Source organism: Flexibacter flexilis DSM 6793 (assembly GCF_900112255.1).
Lineage (GTDB): Bacteria > Bacteroidota > Bacteroidia > Cytophagales > Flexibacteraceae > Flexibacter > Flexibacter flexilis.
The window spans coordinates 283,697-300,517 of sequence record NZ_FOLE01000001.1; the positions used below are offsets into that span (position 1 = coordinate 283,697).

Sequence of the window (16,821 nt, forward strand, 5' to 3'; positions counted from 1 at the left end):
TTTGAAAAAAAATTTCACTATTTAAAACGTTTGCTTTTCTTTCTGTACTCTGGGCAAACGTTGCCGAAGGCTACGACAAACTAAATCTTTCCAAAATCTAAAAACTGATTATACATTTTTTTTGTAGGAATCTATTTATATTGCAGCATCGTAACCAAAAAGATTCTACGCCAAACTATTTCCAAAAAAATAATTCAACACAATAAACCCACAAATAACAATGGAAATTCTCTTTAACAAAACAAAAATTGTTGCAACCTTAGGCCCTGCCTCTGATACACGCCCAAAAATTCAGGAACTCATAGAAGCGGGTGTAGATGTGTTCAGACTTAATTTTTCGCACAGCAAAAGCCCTGAAGAACATTCGCAAAAAATCCAGTTCGTACGCGAACTCAACCAAGAACTTGGAACTTGCGTAGCCCTATTGCAAGACCTTCAAGGGCCTAAAATTCGTGTGGAAACGGTGGCCAATAATGGCGTGCTGCTCGAAGAAGGCAAACACCTAACCATTACCATTGACCACATTGCAGAAGGTACTAGCGAACGCGTAAGCACTAGCTATCAGGCTTTGCCACAAGACGTAGAAGTGGGGCACCGCGTATTAATTGATGATGGCAACTTGGAGTTGCGCGTGATCTCCAAAACTGCTCGCGAAGTAGTTTGTATGGTGATTTATGGCGGCATCATGAAGTCTCGTAAAGGAATTAACCTGCCAGACAGCCAAGTTTCGGCCTCTTCACTACCCGAAAAAGATTACAAAGACCTAATGTTTGGTCTTGAGAATAATATTGACTGGGTTGCTCTTTCGTTTGTGCGCACTGCCGCAGACGTATTGGCTGTTCAGGAGATTATCAAACAACAGGGAAAACATACCAAACTCATCGCCAAAATCGAAACGCCGCAAGCCGTAGAAAATATAGATGAAATCTTGGCTGTTTCGGATGGCATTATGGTCGCCCGTGGCGATTTGGGGGTTGAACTTCCGATGGAAGTAGTGCCTGTTATCCAAAAGACGTTGGTAAAGAAATGTAACGACGCGGGCAAACCCGTAATCGTGGCAACACAAATGCTCGAAAGCATGATTACCAATCCGCGCCCGACACGTGCCGAAGCCAGTGACGTAGCCAATGCCGTGATGGACGGAGCAGATGCCGTGATGCTTAGTGCCGAAAGTGCCTCAGGAAAATATCCGTTGCAGTCTGTGCAAAGTATGGTCAGAATCATCAAGGAAATTGAAGAAAATCTAGATTCTATTTATGACAAAAAATTTGCGATAGATACGACTTCCGAATATTTCTTGGCCGATAGCCTCATTGCGCAGGCTTGCAGTTTGGCACACGACACCAAAGCCAAAGCAATTTGCTCGCTTACTAGTTCGGGATATTCGGCGCATCGCCTTTCGCAGCACCGCCCCAAAGCCAATATTTTTATTTTCACGCGCCACCCGCACCTCATGACGCGCCTAAGTCTTTTGTGGGGCGTGCGTACGGTACAATTTGCGCGAACAAAACCTACCGATGAAACCATCGAAGAGGTAAAAGCCTTGTTAGTAGAACTTGACCACCTCAAAAAAGGAGATGTGTTTATTAACTTGGCCACTATTCCTGTTACATCGGGCAATAACCAACGCGTAAATATGATTAAAGTGAGCATGGTTTAGACCGCAAATAATCTTATTTATTATTTGTTATTTACAAAATAAATTATACTTAATTTTTATATCAAAAAGGAGAATCACAGTAATTTGATACGTCTTAATACTGCGATTCTCCTTTTTTGATACCACATCTGCTGCCTTAAAAAAACAAGGCACATCTATTCGTTTTCTCCCTAATATTTACTTTTTCAACTCATTGTTATTTCATATTTGTTGTTTTTTTCGAATGATTTTCTTCTTATTGAACAAAATAAGTTAGAATAGAATATTCTGAAAAATTCTTCTTTGGCATTAAAAAAAACGCAATAGTTTTTACTTTTTGTTAAGTTTATGGCTTTATTTTGCCCAAAAAACTGCCATGACTAAAAACATCTATATCGTAATTGATTTTGATAGCACTTTTACGCGCGTCGAAGCAATGGATGAGCTAAGTCTTATCTCTCTTGCTGGTAATCCGCAAGCCGCAAGCAAGCAAGCGGAAATAAAAGACATCACAGATTTGGCCATGAGCGGACAACTATCCTTTGCCGAAGCCCTCAAACGCCGTGTGGACTTGCTCGAAGCCTCCAAACATCATCTTCCGCAACTCGTGGACGTACTCAAGACAAAAGTTTCGGGTTCTTTCATTCGCAATCGCGAGTTTTTGGAAAAACTTTCCGACCGTATCTACATTGTTTCCAGTGGTTTCAAAGAATTTATTGTACCTATCGTAACCGAATACGGCATTTTGCCACAAAACGTTTACGCCAATACATTCACCTACGACGAGCAAGGTCGCATTACGGGCTTCGATACCGAAAACCCACTAAGCAAAGATGGAGGAAAGGTGATTTTGCTCAAACAAATGAACTTGCAAGGCGATGTCTATGTCATCGGCGACGGCTACACGGACTACGAAATCCGTGAAGCGGGTCTTGCAAACAAATTCTATGCTTTTACAGAAAACGTACAGCGCGACAAAGTGGTACAAGCTGCCGACCACGTGGCCGCTACGTTGGATGAATTTTTATATGACAATAAACTCCCTATGGCAATTTCTTATCCCAAAAACAGGATTAACGTTTTACTTTTAGAAAATATCCACCCGCACGCGGTCGAGCTGTTCCGCACGGAAGGTTACAACGTGGAAGTAGTGGCTGGCGGTCTGGACGAAGACGAACTTTGCGAAAAGATTAAAGACGTTTCTATTTTGGGCATACGCTCCAAAACCCAAGTTACGGCCAAAGTTCTCGAACACGCCAACAAACTCATTGCGGTGGGGGCTTTTTGTATCGGAACAAATCAAATTGACTTAAAGGCTTGTTTGCGTCGTGGTGTAGCGGCCTTCAATGCGCCATACAGCAACACCCGCAGCGTAGTAGAATTGGCCATTGGCGAAATGATTATGCTCATTCGCAACATAACAGACAAAAGCAACCAAGCGCACAACGGTATTTGGAACAAATCGGCTGGCAATAGTTTCGAGATTCGTGGTAAAAAGTTAGGTTTGGTGGGCTACGGCAACATTGGCACACAATTTTCTGTATTAGCCGAATCTTTGGGAATGCAAGTCTATTATTATGATGCAGTGGACAAACTCGCGTTGGGTAATGCCCGCAAATGTCATTCCTTGCACGAACTTTTGAACCTCGCCGACGTAGTTTCTTTGCATGTGGACGGACGCAAGGAAAATACAAATTTGATTGGCAAAGCCGAATTTGAAGCCATGAAAGACGGTGTCGTATTTATGAACCTTGCAAGAGGTCATGTGGTGGACATTGAGGCATTAGTCGAAGCCATCAAAAGCAAAAAAGTGTTGGGTGCAGGCGTGGACGTGTTCCCCTACGAACCAAAAACCAACCAAGAAGAATTTCAAACGCCTTTGCGCGGCTTGCCAAACGTGATACTAACGCCACATATCGGCGGAAGCACAGAAGAAGCGCAATTAAACATCGGTACATTTGTTCCCGAAAAAATAATAGAGTACATTAACACAGGAAATACATTCAGTAGTGTAAACTATCCGAACTTACAACTACCCGAATTTAGTGCATCACATAGGCTAATTCACGCGCACGAAAACGTTCCGGGTATCTTGGCAAAGATTAACAGTGTGTTGGCGGCTCACAACATCAACATTGTTGGTCAATACCTCAAAACAAATGAGACTATCGGCTACGTGATTACGGATATTGACAAACAATACAACAAAGACGTAATCAAGGCACTTAAAGAGATACCCAATACAATTAAATTCAGGGTTTTATATTAGTAGAATTGATATTTTTGGAATGATGAGAGAAAATCTCCTGCGCACATGTGCAGGAGATTTTTATTTTAACTTTAGGTAAAAGCTGTTTTTGCTAACATTGTTTTACAAACAAAACGCCACCGATTCAGTTTTTACGCTATGCAACAACAACCAAACGACATAGATGTATTGCTGGTGGGTAGCGGCTTGGGTTCGCTTACTGCCGCGTGTTTGCTGGCCGCCGAAGGGCTAAAAGTAAAGGTGCTGGAGCAAAATTATTTGGTAGGTGGCTGTACCAGTTCGTATTGGCGCAAAGGTTTTGTGTTTGAGGCTGGCGCAACGACGGTCGTGGGTTTGGATGAGGCCATGCCGCTACGTTTTTTGCTTCAAAAAACAGGAATTTCGTTGCCCGACCTTGTGCCGCTTGATTTGCCGATGCTAGTACATTTGCCTGACGGACAGCTTATTAACAAATACCAAAATCTTCAACATTGGATAACCGAAGCGCAACGTGCCTTTCCCGAAACTTCGCCCACAGCACAAGCGCAATTTTGGGAATTTTGCTATAAAATCAGTGAGTTTGTGTGGCAAACATCTACGGCACAACGGCATTTTCCGCCTTCAAGCCTGCGCGACCTTTGGCCGATGTTGTCCAATATTCGTTGGGAACAACTGCGTTATGGGGCGTATTCGTTTCGTACAACAGACTGGCTTTTAAAGCGTTACGGCTTGGATAAAAGTTCGCGTTTTGTGCGTTACATCAACGAGCAATTACTTATCACGGCACAAAACCACGCCGCAGAAGTCAATGTATTGTTTGGCGCAACGGCACTTTGTTACACCAATTACACGAACTACTATGTGCGCGGCGGCCTTATCAATTTGGTAATGCCTTTGGTGCGCTACATTGAGCAGCGCGGCGGCCAAGTGCAGGTGCGCGAAAAGGTATTGAATATAGAAAAGCAAAATACTGGTTATCAGATTTTTACAAATAAAAATACCTATCAAGCGCGTTTTGTGGTGTCAGGGATTCCTGCCAATAACATTGCAGATATTTACCCAAATAATCCGCGCCAAAACGCGCTACGCAAGGCCTTGTTTCCGTCCGAAAAACTTAATTCTGCTTTTCAAATGGGCATTGCTTTTCGCAGAAAACACCATTTTGAGGCGATTCATCATCAAATACATTTGCCTGAGCAACTGCCGCATTTGGATTCCAAAAGCATTTTTGTAAGCCTAAGCCACCCCGCCGACCTCACGCGCAGCGATGTGCCCGATGTGGTGATTGCCTCGGTGAGTACGCATATCCCCAATCCTGCGGCGCAAGCGGCTTTCGATAAAACCGAGACGGAAAATCAAATACTTGCTTTGCTGGAAAAACGCGGCTTTTTGCGGCGCGAAGACGTGCTTTATACGCATTCGTCGTCGGCCAAATCGTGGGAAAAATGGACGGTTCGCGCCTTTGGTTTTGTGGGAGGTTATCCGCAATTGGCAACCGTGCGGCCTTGGCAAATGCTCGATGCGCGTCTGGACGGACACGGCGCGTATTTGTGCGGCGATACGGCCTACCCTGGGCAAGGCGTGCCTGGTGTGGTGCTTAGCGGCCTGATTGCCTACGAAAAATTAAAAACCGATTGGTTAAAGTAATTTTATAAAAAAATTTATATTTATTGAATTACGTTATAAAAATTAAAATCAACGGTTTTATGCAATGTTATTTTATAAGTAAATGATTCAAATATTTGGTAGATAGTATTTTGTATTGAAAAATATTTTTATTGAAATGTGAATATTGCAAAACAACTACCAAAAATATTTTTGCCAAAAGCCTTGATTAATTCAAATAATATTTTGTAGATTTGGGAAAGCGGCAGCATGTCGCGCACTTTTTAACAAATACTACCAAATTAATAACCTGTTTTATGAGAAGTATGCAAAATTGGTTCGACGAATACGCCGAGAGCCACCAAAACATTTTTAATAAAATCGTTCATACGATTTGTGTGCCTTCCATTTTTTTCTGTGTGATTGGCTTATTTGCCAGTATTCCTGTGAGCTTGTCGAGTGTTTTTCCTGAGGCTTTGGCCGCGTATGCGCATTTGGGTACAGTGGTCGTGATAGCGGGTTTAGTGTTTTACCTGCGCGTTTCTCCTGCGATGTTTGTGGGAATGGCTGCCGTGAGTGTGGCTTCGCTGTGGGGCGTGGCGTATATCAATACGCATTTTAGTACGCCACTTTGGCAAATTTGCCTCACCGTGTTTGTGGTGGCTTGGATTGGTCAGTTTATCGGCCACAAGGTCGAAGGCAAAAAGCCGTCATTCTTTAAGGATTTGCAATTTTTGATGATTGGCCCAGCGTGGTTGTTGGGTTTTGTGTACAAAAAAGTAGGCTTGAAATACTAAATCTCTCTGATTATATCTGTATCGGTTGCCGAGTGAGTACGGGGGTGCTTGCTTGGCAACCGATTTTTTATTCTTTAATCTTCTGAAAATCTACACTTTAACTCCTTTTTTCGGATAGATAATTGCCCAATCGTTTGAATCCTTCCCAAACAAATCTTAACATTGTGGCTCATTTGGTTTTGCCTTTGGTCGGTAAAGCCTTGTTATTGTGGACGTTTGGCCACATTCACACCAAAAAATATTCAAATATAACGAACATGAAAGCATACGTTTTTCCTGGGCAAGGCTCGCAGTTTTCGGGAATGGGCAAAGACCTTTACGAAAGTTCGGCACAAGCCAAAGACCTTTTTGAACAAGCTAACGAAATTTTAGGTTTTCGTATCACTGATATTATGTTTACTGGTACGGACGAAGAACTCAAACAAACCAAAGTTACGCAGCCTGCTATTTTCTTACACTCTGTCGTAAAGGCACTTACCATGCCTTCTTTTGATGGGCAAATGGTGGCTGGCCACTCACTGGGCGAGTTTTCGGCGTTGGTGGCGGCTGGTGCGCTGTCGTTTGCAGATGGTTTGCGTTTGGTGTACCAACGCGCAATGGCCATGCAAGAGGCTTGCGAAGCTGTACCTTCTACGATGGCTGCCGTGTTGGGTTTGGCCGACGAGAAAGTGGAAGAAGTTTGTGCTGCGATTACGGAAGAAATCGTAGTGCCTGCCAACTACAACTGCCCAGGCCAATTGGTGATTTCGGGTAGCAAAGTAGGCATTGATTTGGCTTGCGTGAAAATGAAAGAAGCAGGTGCGAAACGTGCATTGCCGTTGCCTGTGGGCGGTGCGTTCCACTCGCCATTGATGGAGCCTGCTCGCGTGAAATTGGCGGCAGCTATCGAGGCAACCAACTTTAGTGCGCCAGTTTGCCCGATTTATCAAAACGTAAACGCGCAACCTTCTACGGACGTGGCCACTATCAAAGCTAATTTGGTAGCGCAACTTACTGCCCCAGTTCGCTGGACGCAATCAGTACAAAACATGGTAGCCGATGGCGCAACGGAATTTGTAGAATGCGGGCCGGGCAAAGTGTTGCAAGGCTTGGTACAAAAAATCGCGAAAGAAGTACAAGTAGCGAGCGTATAATTTTTTTGATTCAAACAAACCTATAAGGCCTCAAAATCTTATAGGTTTGATAACCAGACTATTGCATGAAAAATTTGTTGGTTGCCGAGCATATCGTAAAAAATTATGCGAGTCATTGCGCCCTCAACGACGTGAGTTTTACGATTCCCGAAGGGCAAATTTGCGGTTTGTTGGGGCCAAATGGCGCGGGCAAAACGTCTTTGATTCGAATTATTACGCAAATCACGGCAGCCGATAGCGGCCAAATTTGGTTTGATGGCCAACCGCTTGCGCCCGCACACACCACCCAAATCGGCTATTTGCCCGAAGAACGCGGCCTTTACAAAAAAATGAAAGTGGGCGAACAGCTTTTGTATTTGGCGCAAATCAGGGGCATGAGCAAAGCCGAAGCCATCGACAAACTGCGCGACTGGCTCACGCGCTTTGAGATGAAAGAATGGTGGAACAAAAACGTAGAGGATTTGTCGAAGGGAATGCAGCAAAAAGTACAATTTGTGGCGACGGTTTTGCACCAACCCAAATTGCTGATTCTGGACGAACCGTTCACGGGTTTTGACCCCATCAATGCCAACGCCGTAAAAGATGAAATTTTGCGCTTGAAAGCCGAAGGTACGACCGTGATTTTTTCGACGCACCGCATGGAGTCTGTCGAGGAGCTTTGCGACCACATTATTCTTATCAACAAATCCCAAAAAATATTGGACGGAGCTACGCGCCAAATCCGCCACGAATACAAAAATAATGTATTTGCGTTGGAACTAAAAGCAGCACAACCGCCCATTTTGGACAGTGCCGTACAAGTGATTTCGTGCGAGCAACCCGAAGCCGACGTTTGGCGCATGGAAGTACAATTGCCGCCAGCGATGCCCGCCAATCAACTGTTATTCAGTATTTTAGAAAAAGGCGAAGTGTTGTATTTTGCCGAACAAATCCCGACTATTGGCCAAATTTTCGTGAGTAAAGTGAAGGAAGCAGAAAAAATATAAAACCGTTGCTTACGGCAAAAAAAATGGTTTTGTGAGGACACAGGCCATGGGGGAGCTATAATCTCTTTTTTATTATAAATGCACTTGCTCAATTTATTTTTTTGAGACGTTATAATAATCAATCCAATCTTTTATTCTGCCAACAAACATTTTAAGATAGTTTTCGGTTAGAAATATATTAGACCAATCAAATCTTTGTGCTTGCACTCCAAGATAAAAAATAAAAACTGATGCTCCTGCTTCTGGAATTAAATTAATTTCGGTCTCTGACAATTCTCTGAATTTCCTGTAACCGTCAAGAAAATTTTTAACTTTTAATTCGTATTGATTTTTATCTTGTTCTATAAAAAACAATTGTTTGCAGAAATATCCAATATCTAAAACAAGTAATCCATTTCCGCAATTATCAAAATCGAATACAGTTATTTCGTCTTCTGCATTTACACTAAAGTTATCATACCAAATATCAAGATGAACAACTCCTTTTTGATTATTTTCTAAATTACTCTCCTGAAATGTTTCTGATATTTTTTCGCCAATTTCTTTTAATAATTTCATTTCACTCAAATCTTCTTTAAAAAATAGATTTAAGTGATTGTATGATTTTTTTAAAAGTATTTCAGCGTCATAATTCACTCTATCTATTTTTTTGTTTGCCGTTATATTATGAATTTTAGCCATAAGAGAACCCACCGTAAAGCAGTTTTCATTTGTCATAAATCGCTTTTTTTCGCCACTTGCAAAGGAAAAAAGCACAATATAACGAATCCCTTCTGGAGCATTAATTTCCTGAATTAAAGCGTCTTCTTTGTCCGAAATTGGAAAAGAAATAGAAAGATTATTTTTTTTGAGTAATTGCAGAAGTGCTAATTCTTCTTTTATTTCATTTTTACTTCTCCAGTTATGGCAGTACACCCTAACGACATATTTTGTATTGGAATCTGAAATAAAATACGTGTGATTTACGCCAGTTCTGAATAATTTACATTTAAAATTATTATTTAGATTGTATTTTTCTATTATAAAATCACCTAAATATTTTTCTGATAATGTAGAAGCAATTACAGGGAAAGTTTTCATTTTGTTTAAGTAAAAGTTAACAAAGGAGAAATTTTTCAAATAAAAAAGGCTGTCTCGATGTATTGAGGCAGCCTTTTTTATTTTATATAAATTCTAATAAGCAGCTGTAAATCTTTGCTTTACAAATTTATTATTTTCTAATTCGTCCACTAAAGCTACCGCCACATCTTCCGCAGAAAGTACACTTCTATTGTTTTCATCAAAAACAGGATTTTCTAAGGCAGTTCTATAAGTTCCTTTTCTAACACCAGAAGTCCCTGGGTGCATTTCTATGGCAGGCGAAAAGAAAGTCCAGTCTAACACTTCATTTTTCTTAAGAATATCTAAATATTTTCTGGCCGCATCTGCACCTGGCTTTATCTCCGCAGGAAATTGTGGCGTATCAATTAGTTGAAGCCCCTCTGCAATATACAAACTACCTGCACCGCCTACGATGATATATCTTTTTACGCCTGCTTTTTCTACCGCTTTTTCTATGCTGGCAGCTCCTTTTAAGAAATCTTCAAAAATATTTGGATTCGTCCAGCCAGGATTAAATGTGCTAATTACAGCATCTACTCCCTTCAAACCTTCAGCCAATTCATCTACATTATAGACATCTAATTTTTTGGCTTTTACCACATCCGATTCTACAATTTTAGTGGTATCTCTTGCAATGGCTTCTACTGCATAACCTCTATTTGCTAGTTCGTTTACTACTTTTGAACCTACAAAGCCCGTAGCACCAATTACTGCTATTTTTTTCATAATTTTAAAATTTTAGTTATAAAAAAATGAACAAGTCCTTGAAAAATAAAGTTCATCACGTTTGATTAAATTTGTTTTATTTTGATGGAAGTAATACTCAAAAAAAAGAAAGATTTCACGAATGAAATCTTTCTAATAAAAAGCAAAAATTATTTAAATTTATTTGAATAATAATGGCAAAAAGTCATTGAGATACACTCTCCAATTGCTCCAAGTATGTCCTCCTGCTGATTCTACATATTGGTATTTAAAATTCATTCCGTCTAATTTTTGTTTAAAATCTGCTACATTTTTATACAAAAAATCATCTTTACCAATCCCAATCCAATAAAGTTTATAATGATTATTGAGTTGGTTTTTTAATTTTTGATCTAAATTTTTATATATATCTGATTGTGCATTTTGAGGAGGCATCACAGCAGGCGAAAACAATCCTACGTAACCAAATGTATTGGGATAATTGGCTGAAATATAAAGCGAATGAAATCCACCCATAGACAAACCTGCAATCGCTCTACTATTTACCTCTTTTCTAACGCGGTAATTGCTCTCGGTGAAATCTATAATTTCTTTAAAGTACGTCTCCATGTCCGCATTAAACACATCGGGAGTCATCATTACAGGTTTATAAAATCCTTTTGCGCTTTCCCCCGGTGCCGCCGCATTGCTCATGTGTCCATTGGTCATTACCACAATCATGGGTTTGGCTTTCCCTTGCGCAATAAGATTATCCAAAATTTGGGAAGCTCTGCCAAGCGTCATCCAAGCTTCTTCATCGCCGCCCACACCGTGCAAAAGATACAAAACGGGTAATTTTTCTTTCGATTTCTCATAACCCGCTGGCGTATAGACCGTAATTCTCCTATCTGTTTTCATTCCTTTAGAAGGATACCATCGTTTGGCAACCGTCCCGTGAGGTACATTTTGAACTTTATAGTTTCCAGATTTTGCGCCATCGATGTAAACCAAATTCATCACATTGGCAATATCTCTCACCAAGTAAACATTGTTAGGGTCGTCCACTTTTACACCATCTACCAAAAATGAATAGGTATATAAATCTGGCGGCAAATTCGTTTGGCTAATTTCCCAAACGCCGTTTTCGTTTTTCTGCAAATCGACAGTGCCTGGTTCCCAGCCCTTTTGAGGCAACCAATTAGCTACTAATTTCACAGATTTAGCGTCTGGAGCTTTTAACCGAAAAGTAACATTACTGCCATTTACTTCTGGTGAAACAAGTTCTTTTTTGCCAGAAAAATCTAGACTTTCTTGTGCATTCGCAACCGTAAAACTTAGGAGAAATGCCGCTGTAATAGTTTTTAATATTTTCATAGTAATAAAGTATTAATTATCTATTGCTTTAATAAGAAACAAAGCAATATTACATTGATTTTCTGAATCAACAAAGAAAAAATAAAATGACCTGCGCAAGGATAAGTTAAAGATCGATAGTTTTACCATCACTACCGACCTTGTGGATCGTTTTATTTTAAATAATTTTCAATAATTATTTTTTTATATTTTTGAGGAATTGGACAGGCATTTATCCCCCCAATTTTAGATTTTATGGAATATCCTTGGGCAATTTCGAGTGCTTCTTCCTGATAAGTCTCTAAGTTATATTGCCTTAATTGTGTCTCATTCAAACTATATAATTTGTGTTGCAATGAATCCCCTAAAGAATTAATAAAATAGATGTCTTGCAAATCATTTATTACTATTTCTTGCTTTTTGTAGTCATATAAAATACATTTTGAATCAATGTATAGATTAAACATGCTTAATGAAAATGGCGTGTCGGTAATCTTATTATATTCCTTATCACCAAATAAAAATTTTTCTTCTAATAAGTTGTATAAATTGCTATGTTTTTGGGTTCTGCATTCATAATAATTGATATGTTCTGTCTGTTCAATTTTGGTATAAATAGGCGGAATTAATTCTCTTATAATATTGCCTTCAATGATCAATAGTCCGATATTATTTCCTTTCCAAATATAAAAATAGTATGTATCTTTTTTTATATAACTTTGATTGAAATATGGATTTTTAGGTTTTATTAGTGTATATTCAAACGGTAATATTATTTGATAATTACTGTTAATTATTCCATATTGTTGGGTTTCTAAATCTTGGCCGCAATGGTAAGATACAAAATCGGCTGATTTCGTAGGAAGTTCACCCACAAAACATTGCCTGCCCACTCCATCATCAAATTTCAAATTTTCCCATTCCCAGAAAGGTTGCCCAATATTTTCTCCTAAAAATAGATTTGGCAAGAAATTTTCTTTATTAATTTTCATATTTTAATTTATTGTATTGTCATTTTTTGGGTTTTGCCTTCGGGCTGGTATTGTCTTATATCACTCCGAAATCAAGTGCAAAGGCTCGACTTTCTCGCAAAGTCCGAAACCAGAAAGATTTTTGCAAGTATTTTTGTGTTTGAGGATAGAAAGGAATATAATTTCTGGACTAAGATGTCACGCCCAAAGGCGTTAGTTTTTTATTACATTACATCACATTTCACTACAAAGATGCCAAGCCCAAAGGCTTTTTGATTTTACCTTCACCAACCCAATCCGTTAGGATTGAAATCTTGATAGCAAGAAATTGGGGAGACTACGCACCGAACGCCGTAGGCGTGAAATCTTGGTAGGGCAAAAAATAAGGCTTTCTTGTTCTGAATATTTATTCAAAGTATTTCATAAATTGTTAGCAATAATTTTAATAAACTTATGTGGCTTAAAAATATAAACCTAAGGAGTATTTATAGTTTTGATGAATCAGGAACTCCTGAATTATCAAACTTTAGTCGGTTAAATTTATTCATCGGAAAAAATGGAAGCGGCAAAAGTAATGTGATGAGGGCTATTTGTAATTTAGACGTAATTCTAACCTACAATGAGGATGTAGGAATGTATTCTTTCTATCTAGATAATAGTGTAAATAATTGGCACATTCCACACCATCGAAAGTTAGATCCAGCTATATTACTGCAATTTGATAATGAAGTTATTGAATTTAAAAACTGGATTCATATAAGAGGTGATTTTAAAGGGTACTCAGGTTCGTATATTTCACAAGAATATTCAATACACGATTTTAAAGAAAAACTACATAGAATAACAGAAAATCATAATGCCCACATTCCTCTTTTAAGTTTTGTATTAACTTATATATATCAAATAGATTTTTCTTTTAGCGGAGGGGAAATATCAGAATATTTTACAATAAGAGATGGCAACAGTAAAGGAACTGTTGGAAAACGTGTTTTTAAATATGAAAATTGGTCTTCTGGTTTTTTCTCTGTATCCAATCTATTTCTCCAGTTATTATATGCAGATAAAAGAATTATTTGTATAGATGAACCAGAGATACATCTTGAGCCTAGAGTTTTGCGTCGAGTTTTTGACATTATTATTTGGCTTTTAATGAAAGAACGCACACCCCAAGATAAAGAATTGCTTGAGGCTTGTGAATTGATAGAAAATCAATGGATTGAATGGTTTAATAATAGCACATGGCAAGAGTCCGTTGAGTTAAAAACACACGAGAGCTTGAATTTTTTAAGTAGAAGGCAGCTTTTTATAAGCTCACACTCATCTACTTTAATTAATGAATTTATAAAATATCCTGAATTATGTAAAATCTACGAGTTTAATCGCTCTCTTCAGGATACTAGTTATGTTGCTGATTTTGTAAAACATTCAAGAGAGGTAATACAACAATCGGTTATTAGTTCTATAAGGCAAATAGGAGCGTATCCACATTCTATTTTAGATAATTTAGGAGCACAAGGTTCTGATATACTTCAAGCTAATGGAATTATTTGGGTTGAAGGGCCAAGTGATATCATATATATTCGTAAGTGGTTAGAAATGTTTGCTACTGAAAAAAAACTTCCAAAATTAAAGCAAGGCGTTAACTACGAATTTCAAATGTATGGCGGTGCATTACTTGATAGCATTTGCCTAATGAATACGGGAAATTCAGAAGAAAGTGAATTAAAGAAATTAGTAAGTATGTTTAGTTTTAGTCGTAACGCATTTGTAATTACGGATAGCGATGCTGTTAAGAAAGATAATGGGGTTATTTTTGACCAATCAAAATTTAAAGAGGCAAAAGATTTTATTCTTAGTGAGTTTCAGAAACTTTCAAACTTAAATTACTCATTAGGTCTTTGGTATAAAAAAAACAATGTAGAGATTAGAACCCTTGAAGATTATATAGACGAGCATAGCATCAGACAATTTAAATCACAAAACAAAAGTGGTTTAACAAAAAAAATATATGCACAATTTGTAACTAATAGTTGGAACGAGACAATATCTCTTAAAAACTTCAAACATTCATTAATAGATGAAATAGAAATATTGTATAATACAATACTCAAGTGGAATCAATAATTATATTGCATCGCCCAATCAGCCCCCGCCCCCCTTTCTACTTCCTTGTAATTTATTATTGAAAATGGACAATATATCCGTACTTTTGCCGCCACGATAATCCAAGTATTTAAGTTTAATAGAAATTCAGATTTATGGCACAAGCAGAAACTACTGCCACCGATAACAATCAACTCAAAGATATTATCTCGCACGCCAAAGAATATGGCTTTGTGTTTCCTTCCAGTGAAATTTACGATGGCTTGGCCGCCGTGTACGACTACGGTCAGTATGGCGTAGAGCTTAAAAATAACCTCAAAAACTTGTGGTGGAAATCCATGACGCAGCTACACGGTAACATCGTGGGCATTGATGCGGCTATTTTCATGCACCCACTCACTTGGAAAGCCTCTGGCCACGTGGACGGTTTCAGCGACCCGATGATTGACAACAAAGACAGCCAAAAACGCTACCGCGCCGACCAACTCTTGGAAGCCAAAGCCGAACAATACGAAGCCGCAGGCCAACCCGAAAAAGCGCAAGCATTGTTGGCCGAAATGGGCAGACTCTTGGGCGCGGAAGATTTGGAAGCTGTAAAGCAACTCATTATCAGCGAAGGAATTGTTTGTCAGATTTCGGGTACAGCCAACTGGACAGACGTGCGTCAGTTCAATTTGATGTTCTCTACGCAAGTGGGTTCGGTGGCCGAAGATGCCAACACCATTTATTTGCGCCCCGAAACGGCTCAAGGTATTTTCGTAAACTTTTTGAACGTACAGAAAACAGGCCGCATGAAAATTCCGTTTGGTATTGCCCAAATCGGTAAGGCTTTCCGCAACGAAATCGTGGCGCGTCAGTTCATTTTCCGTATGCGTGAATTTGAACAAATGGAAATGCAATTTTTCGTTCGCCCTGGTACACAAATGCAATGGTACGAGCACTGGCGCGAAACGCGTCGCACTTGGCACGAGGCCTTGGGCGTTCCTGCGAGCAAACTAAAATTCCATATTCACGAAAAATTGGCACACTATGCCGACGCTGCCGTAGATATTGAGTTCCAATTTCCGTTTGGTTTTAAAGAAATAGAAGGCATTCACTCGCGCACGGATTTCGATTTGCGCAACCATCAGGAGCTTTCTAAAAAGAAAATGCAGTATTTCGACAACGACCTTGACGAAAACGGCAAACCTTACGGCAACTATATTCCGTATGTAGTAGAAACGTCGGTGGGTGCAGACCGTTTGTTCTTGGCTACGCTTTGCAACGCCTACACAAACGAGACGACAGGCGAAGGCGCAGAACAAAAAACACGTACTTTCTTGAAATTCCACCCAGCAATCGCGCCTGTAAAAGCAGCGATTTTGCCGATTACCAAAAAAGACGGTTTGCCAGAAAAAGCCTTAGCGATTTTTGATGATTTGCGTTTGGATTTCAATATCATTTACGAAGAAAAAGATTCGATTGGCAAACGCTATACACGCCAAGACCTTATCGGTACGCCGTTCTGTGTAGCCATTGACTATCAAACACTTGAAGACGATACCGTAACCATTCGTTACCGCGACACCACCGAGCAAGAGCGTTTGCCTATCTCGGCTTTGCGCGAAAAATTGGCTTACGAAACTTCATTCAAACGCGTGTTTGAGAAATTATAATATTGGCCTTTCGGGGCAAAAAGCAAACGGGCAACTTTTGAGTAAAGTTGCCCGTTTTTGTTGTTATGAAGATGTTTTGCTTTATTTTTTTGCGCGGAATTTGACCTTTATCCAAATCAGGATAAACAGCGGAATCAGGCACATAAAATTATAGGCCAACGAAAAAAATACGCCGCTGTGAAAACCGTACCACATATTTTTTACAATAAACGGGTGTTCTTGCGAGGAAGGCAAAATAAAAAACGCCAACGAGGCCAAATCCATTGTTTTGTAGGTATAAACCTTATCGCCAATTTCTTTGTCAAAAACATGCGATTGAATCTTATATAACTCGCCATTTTCCAACGAAATATCTTTGTAGTAAAGGCTGTTTTGTCGGTATTTGTGGATTGAACGCACTTGCGTAGGCTCGGCGGTGGCCAGCCCCAACATTTTGTCGGCCAGCAACACAATGCCCAGCAGCATAAACGAAAACGGAATAAGCAAAATGGATGTACGTGATAGCATAAGCAAGTTTGTTTTAGTTTGTCAATGATAGGCCTAAAA

General features: G+C 39.4%; 13 protein-coding genes. 8 read left to right on the top strand and 5 right to left on the bottom strand.

The genetic code is table 11. The features are described 5' to 3' along the window. Window positions 1-220: 220 nt before the first annotated feature. From pyk to BM090_RS01225, 6 genes are all read left to right on the top strand, one after another. Window positions 221-1,660, top strand: coding sequence for a pyruvate kinase (pyk, locus tag BM090_RS01200; RefSeq protein WP_091505998.1), 1,440 nt, complete (start codon window positions 221-223; stop codon window positions 1,658-1,660). A 355-nt stretch (window positions 1,661-2,015) separates the two neighbouring features. Beyond that, window positions 2,016-3,908, top strand: coding sequence for a phosphoglycerate dehydrogenase (serA, locus tag BM090_RS01205; RefSeq protein ID WP_091506000.1), 1,893 nt, complete (start codon window positions 2,016-2,018; stop codon window positions 3,906-3,908). 138 nt (window positions 3,909-4,046) lie between these two features. Next, window positions 4,047-5,534 carry a phytoene desaturase family protein gene (locus BM090_RS01210; RefSeq protein ID WP_177199803.1) on the top strand — a complete coding sequence of 496 codons (1,488 nt, stop codon included), beginning with the start codon at window positions 4,047-4,049 and terminating at the stop codon, window positions 5,532-5,534. A gap of 275 nt (window positions 5,535-5,809) precedes the next feature. After that, the gene (locus BM090_RS01215; protein ID WP_091506003.1) at window positions 5,810-6,289 is read left to right on the top strand and encodes an Mpo1 family 2-hydroxy fatty acid dioxygenase; all 480 of its coding nucleotides are present in this window, start codon (window positions 5,810-5,812) and stop codon (window positions 6,287-6,289) included. Between the two features lie 257 nt (window positions 6,290-6,546). Further along, a complete protein-coding gene (fabD, locus tag BM090_RS01220) occupies window positions 6,547-7,422 on the top strand; it encodes an ACP S-malonyltransferase (RefSeq protein ID WP_091507776.1) in 876 nt (291 codons plus the stop codon). Window positions 7,423-7,487: 65 nt separating this feature from the next. Beyond that, window positions 7,488-8,408 (top strand): ABC transporter ATP-binding protein, encoded by a 921-nt coding sequence (locus BM090_RS01225; protein WP_091506006.1) that lies wholly within the window; start codon window positions 7,488-7,490, stop codon window positions 8,406-8,408. A gap of 93 nt (window positions 8,409-8,501) precedes the next feature. Here the strand turns inward: BM090_RS01225 and BM090_RS01230 are convergent, their stop codons facing one another. From BM090_RS01230 to BM090_RS01245, 4 genes are all read right to left on the bottom strand, one after another. Beyond that, a complete protein-coding gene (locus tag BM090_RS01230; RefSeq protein ID WP_091506009.1) occupies window positions 8,502-9,488 on the bottom strand; it encodes a phosphotransferase in 987 nt (328 codons plus the stop codon). A 93-nt stretch (window positions 9,489-9,581) separates the two neighbouring features. Continuing rightward, window positions 9,582-10,235, bottom strand: coding sequence for an NAD(P)-dependent oxidoreductase (locus BM090_RS01235; protein WP_091506011.1), 654 nt, complete (start codon window positions 10,233-10,235; stop codon window positions 9,582-9,584). A gap of 159 nt (window positions 10,236-10,394) precedes the next feature. Then, entirely contained in the window at window positions 10,395-11,567 is a 1,173-nt protein-coding gene (locus BM090_RS01240; RefSeq protein ID WP_091506014.1) for an esterase, read from the bottom strand. 152 nt (window positions 11,568-11,719) lie between these two features. Next, the gene (locus tag BM090_RS01245; RefSeq protein ID WP_091506017.1) at window positions 11,720-12,538 is read right to left on the bottom strand and encodes a hypothetical protein; all 819 of its coding nucleotides are present in this window, start codon (window positions 12,536-12,538) and stop codon (window positions 11,720-11,722) included. Between the two features lie 432 nt (window positions 12,539-12,970). On the opposite strand from BM090_RS01245, the gene BM090_RS01250 reads away from it, so the two are divergent. Both BM090_RS01250 and BM090_RS01255 read left to right on the top strand, forming a co-directional pair. Next, entirely contained in the window at window positions 12,971-14,641 is a 1,671-nt protein-coding gene (locus BM090_RS01250) for an ATP-dependent nuclease (RefSeq protein WP_091506019.1), read from the top strand. A 134-nt stretch (window positions 14,642-14,775) separates the two neighbouring features. Then, window positions 14,776-16,275 (top strand): glycine--tRNA ligase, encoded by a 1,500-nt coding sequence (locus BM090_RS01255; protein ID WP_091506022.1) that lies wholly within the window; start codon window positions 14,776-14,778, stop codon window positions 16,273-16,275. A gap of 81 nt (window positions 16,276-16,356) precedes the next feature. Here the strand turns inward: BM090_RS01255 and BM090_RS01260 are convergent, their stop codons facing one another. Further along, window positions 16,357-16,782 (bottom strand): hypothetical protein, encoded by a 426-nt coding sequence (locus tag BM090_RS01260; protein WP_091506024.1) that lies wholly within the window; start codon window positions 16,780-16,782, stop codon window positions 16,357-16,359. Window positions 16,783-16,821 lie beyond the last annotated feature (39 nt).